The sequence below is a fragment of the Methylocystis suflitae genome, from assembly GCF_024448135.1.
GTDB classification, from domain to species: Bacteria; Pseudomonadota; Alphaproteobacteria; order Rhizobiales; family Beijerinckiaceae; genus Methylocystis; species Methylocystis suflitae.
Genome location: NZ_JAMRYX010000244.1, coordinates 1 through 3,981 on the forward strand (window position 1 = coordinate 1; position 3,981 = coordinate 3,981).

Annotated in this window: 6 protein-coding genes; 4 read left to right on the forward strand and 2 right to left on the reverse strand. The window is 59.3% G+C overall.

Annotated features, from left to right (window positions below; all coding sequences use genetic code 11):
• The first annotated feature begins 83 nt into the window (after positions 1-83).
• From NEI07_RS19410 to NEI07_RS19420, 3 genes are all read left to right on the forward strand, one after another.
• Entirely contained in the window at positions 84-257 is a 174-nt protein-coding gene (locus tag NEI07_RS19410; RefSeq protein WP_256036952.1) for a WGR domain-containing protein, read from the forward strand.
• Positions 258-355: 98 nt separating this feature from the next.
• Entirely contained in the window at positions 356-595 is a 240-nt protein-coding gene (locus NEI07_RS19415; RefSeq protein WP_256036953.1) for a CopG family ribbon-helix-helix protein, read from the forward strand.
• Entirely contained in the window at positions 592-882 is a 291-nt protein-coding gene (locus tag NEI07_RS19420; protein WP_256036945.1) for a type II toxin-antitoxin system RelE/ParE family toxin, read from the forward strand. Before NEI07_RS19415 ends, NEI07_RS19420 begins: the two co-directional genes overlap by 4 nt.
• A gap of 258 nt (positions 883-1,140) precedes the next feature.
• Here NEI07_RS19420 and NEI07_RS19425 read toward each other — a convergent pair whose 3' ends face one another.
• The gene (locus tag NEI07_RS19425; protein WP_256036947.1) at positions 1,141-2,571 is read right to left on the reverse strand and encodes an IS1182 family transposase; all 1,431 of its coding nucleotides are present in this window, start codon (positions 2,569-2,571) and stop codon (positions 1,141-1,143) included.
• Between the two features lie 194 nt (positions 2,572-2,765).
• Complete coding sequence (locus tag NEI07_RS19430) at positions 2,766-3,134, reverse strand: phasin family protein (protein WP_256036948.1); 369 nt, start codon at positions 3,132-3,134, stop codon at positions 2,766-2,768.
• Between the two features lie 460 nt (positions 3,135-3,594).
• On the opposite strand from NEI07_RS19430, the gene NEI07_RS19435 reads away from it, so the two are divergent.
• Positions 3,595-3,828 (forward strand): hypothetical protein, encoded by a 234-nt coding sequence (locus NEI07_RS19435; RefSeq protein ID WP_256036951.1) that lies wholly within the window; start codon positions 3,595-3,597, stop codon positions 3,826-3,828.
• Positions 3,829-3,981: the final 153 nt, after the last annotated feature.

Here is a 3,981-nt window from a genome sequence, read left to right on the forward strand (position 1 = left end):
TTTGGGGAGTTTACGTCCGGCACTCACAAGGCCGTCGTTCTTCGCCGAGTGGACCCGGTCGGAACATGGCCCGGTTCTATCGCATGGACATTCGAGCCGATCTGTTCGGCGAGTGGTGTTTTGTCCGGGAATGGGGGCGCATCGGGCAGGCGGGACAGACACGCCAAGCCGTCTACGTGTCTCAGGCGGAGGCAAGAGCCGCCCTCGAACGCCAATGCCGTGTTAAAGAAAAGCGCGGATATGTATCTGTAATATAATGGTTATTTCATATACATCATAGACCTTGCAAATTGGAATCCCGTTCATTTAGAATACAAGCGAACCGGATCGCACCATGCAAAGAGACGCCACCGCCATGCCCGCACCCTTCACCGTCCGCCTCGACGAGTCGACGCTGAACGCCCTCGACCATCTCGCGCAAAAAACCGATCGCTCCCGCAATTGGCTCATCAGCCGCGCGGTCGAGGATTTCGTCGCGCTCAACGCATGGCAGCTCGGTAAGATCGAAGCCGGAATCGCCGCCGCCGATCGCGGCGAGTTTGCATCCGATGAAGAGCTGGCGCGCGTAAGGAAGAAATTCGCGCCGAAATCATGAGAGTGCGTTGGACGACCCCGGCGCTGCGCGATCTCGAAGTCATCGGCGACCACATCGAGCGCGACAATTCCGCCGCCGTTGCCGCGCGGGTCGTGATGACGATCCTCGATCAAGCCGACAATCTCGCGGAATTTCCGCATATGGGGCGTCCGGGCCGCATCCCCAACACGCGTGAGCTGGTCGTGGTCGATACGCCCTTCATCGTGCCCTACCGCGTGCGCGACGCTGAAGTCGAGATTCTGGCCGTCGTCCACGGCGCGCGCCAATGGCCGGACAAATTCGACTGACGGCCACGTCATTACTCGGCGCGTTTAGCACCCGACTTATGCAACGCGGAAACCCTTGGAAAAGCTGGGCAGGGGGCTTATGCGAAAGTCTTGCAGACCGTGTGAAAACGGGAGGCCGTCGTGGGAATGGCGGCTGGCCGCCGCTCTGGCAGGGTTTTTCGTGTTCCATCCAGAAAATTTGGCCCGTGACGGCTCCCGGGCGCCGTGGAGCGCCCCACTGACCGGCTTTGGCGGCGAAACAAGGCGATTTGGCTCCCTTCACGCCCGCACGGCCTCCATCATCTTGTCCATGCCGAGAATGTTGAGAGCCCGCCGCAAATTGTAGACGAGCGCCGTCAGGCTGAACTCGGCGCGGACCTTTTCGAGCCCGCGCGTGAGAAACGCGCCCTGATTCATCCATTGCTTGATCATGCCGAACGGGTGTTCGACGATCTCGCGACGGCGGTCGAGAATTTCCGGCCTCGCCTTCAGGCGAGCCGCCATGCGGTCGAGCGCGTCCTCGTGCTCCAGACGGGAAACGGCCCGGTAACTGGCGTCAGTACAGCGCGAACGCAGCGGGCAGGCGCGACACGCCTCGGCGTTGGCGTAGTCGATCTTCGTCATTTCGCGCAGCTTGCCATGGCGGATCGGCTTCAGTTCATGCCCCGCCGGACAAGTGTATGCGTCTCGCTCCGGATCGTAACGAAATTCGTCCTTGCGAAAGAAGCCGTTGCTGACCGACGAGCCGCGTTGCGGCTTCGGTACATGCGGCATCAGCCCCGCCTTCTCGCAGGCCGCGATGTCTTCCGTCCTGAAGTAGCCCTTGTCGGCGACGACATCGATCTTTTCGACATCGAGGATTTCGCGCGCCGGTTCGGCGGTTTCCTGCAACAGGCCCATGTCGACGACCTGGTTCGTCACCTGCTGATCGACGATCAACTTGCTCTTCGCGTCAACCGCGATCTGGATGTTGTAGCCAACAGCGACCCGAGTGTGCGCCGCCATGGCGCGGCTGTCGGGATCGGTCAACGATATTTGGTCTTCACCCGTGCGTTCGAGGTCCTTCAGCATGGCGTCGTAGCGACCGCGCTTGTCGCGAAGCGCCTCGATTTTTTCCGCGAGATTTTTCACGCGCGCGCCGCCTGGCGTCTTTTCCGCCGCGTCGCCTTGGTCGAGCCGCTCGAGATAATCCGCCAGCCGCTCGTCGGCCGCCTTGATGAACTTGTCCAGCGAATTGCGGGTGAAGTTGCGGTCCTTGTTGTTGACCGCCTTGATCCGCGTGCCGTCCACGGCGAGCAACTCGCGGCCAAACAGATCGAGCCGCTTGCACAACAGCGTGAATGCGCGAAACACCGCCTTGAACGCGGCGCGATTGTCGGCGCGGAAATCGGCGATGGTTTTGAAGTCCGGCTTCAGCGTCCGCAGCAGCCAGATCAACTCGATGTTGCGGTAACACTCGGCCTCCAGCCGGCGGCTCGAACGCACGCGGTTCAGATATCCGTAGATGTAGAGCTTCAGCAGATCGCCCGGCGCGTAGCCCGGCCGCCCCGTGGCCTTCGGCTCCACCCGCGCGAAACCGGCCTTCCCGAGATCGAGGCCGTCAACGAAGGCGTCGATGAAGCGAACGGGATTGTCGAGGCCGACGTAATCGTCAATCGCCTCCGGCAAAAGCAGGAGCTGCGAGCGCTCGAATCCGGAAATGTGAGTCATGCCGGATTCTATAGTGCCGCAGGCGAAAACGGAATCCAGCGGCCGGGATTTGCACGAGTTTCCACACCGTCTGCTTGATTAATGCACGCCCTTGAAGCGCCTACGTAGGCGACAGAGCCGGAAAAAGCTCAGACGGCCGCAAAAACCCCCCGAAGCCGAGGCTTCGAGGGTGATTAGCCTGAGCCTTTGAATTGTCATTCAGCGGGAACGCCAGACGCGTTGCGTGAGGAAACACCTATCACTAGCGCCGCAGTCAGTTTGAAAATTTCCTTGCTCAACTCTAAACAAAAATTTTCCACCTTCGTGATCTGCATCAAGAATTCTCGCGACGCCGATTTGGCGAAGTCGGCATGCAGCCGGGCAGCCTCTTCGAAATTTTTTGCGCCCAAAAGCTCTTCTGCGAGAGTGCGGCCCATTTCGAAGCTTTGCCTTATGTAGTCATTCGTTTCATTGGCAAGCTGATGCCAGCCATTGCCCATCGAGGTTGTAGCGGCGAAGGTCGCTTCCAATTGCTTGGCGCAAAGCCGGACAGCATTATTAAAGCTCGAGCTGCTCGAGAACATGTACTATCCCTCTCGTTGATCTGCGCAGCCATGTTTGTAGGCCGCAGGAGCTGGTTGTGCGCCGCACCAAATATAATTTGGCATCGCAATATTAGCAAAAGGCAACCCCGCTGCGGCGTCGCGACGCACCTGACAACGGGCAGGGGAGACCCCAGAGACATTTCTGAAAAGTGCAGAAAAAATATGGGGGTATGGTCTCCAGCTCCCCACGGCGAGACCAGAAATCGCCAATTCGCGTGCACCGCGACATTTACTCGCTGCACTGCAAAGCTTGCTCGATAAAGCGGTTAGCCTTACGAGCGCACAACCAAGCCCGGGCGGTTCACCCGAAGCGATTACCAAGTCTTGGGAGGAAAGGCGCGGGCGCAGCAAGCGCGTCCGCCCCGATTTCGGCCTCTAGCGCCATCTCTCGATCGAAAATTTCTAAACCACTATTTCGTGGCAGGAGACAACTGTGTGCTTGGAATTCCCTCAAACGACGGCGGAACGCGCCAAAGACGAAATCAGGCAACTACAGCAGCTCGGAAAGGCGATCGCAACTTCCTTAGAGAGCGCGCTCGTTGCGCCATTGCCTTGTGAAATCGTCCGTCTCCTCAGGCTTCTTGAGCTGAAGGAGAAAGAAAAAGCGGAAAAAGCGATAACCTCAAGATCATGCGGGGTTGTCCGGACGCGCTCGATCGATAAAATGAAGTAACCCTTAAGGGCCGGACACAGTGGCCCCCTCGATCTGCCCCTGGGCTGAACCGGCAGGGCAAACATTGATCGCAGAGCGATTCGCCGTCGGCGACGGGGCGCTGGGATTTTGGCGCGCGCTCGACGAAGCCTTTCCGTCGACACGCCATCAGCG

Coding starts and splice junctions, on each gene's coding strand:
- NEI07_RS19430 (WP_256036948.1), bottom strand. CDS start 3,134: ATGTTCTCGAGCAGCTCGAGCTTTAATAATGCTGTCCGGCTTTGCGCC.
- NEI07_RS19420 (WP_256036945.1), top strand. CDS start 592: ATGAGAGTGCGTTGGACGACCCCGGCGCTGCGCGATCTCGAAGTCATC.
- NEI07_RS19415 (WP_256036953.1), top strand. CDS start 356: ATGCCCGCACCCTTCACCGTCCGCCTCGACGAGTCGACGCTGAACGCC.
- NEI07_RS19410 (WP_256036952.1), top strand. CDS start 84: ATGGACATTCGAGCCGATCTGTTCGGCGAGTGGTGTTTTGTCCGGGAA.
- NEI07_RS19425 (WP_256036947.1), bottom strand. CDS start 2,571: ATGACTCACATTTCCGGATTCGAGCGCTCGCAGCTCCTGCTTTTGCCG.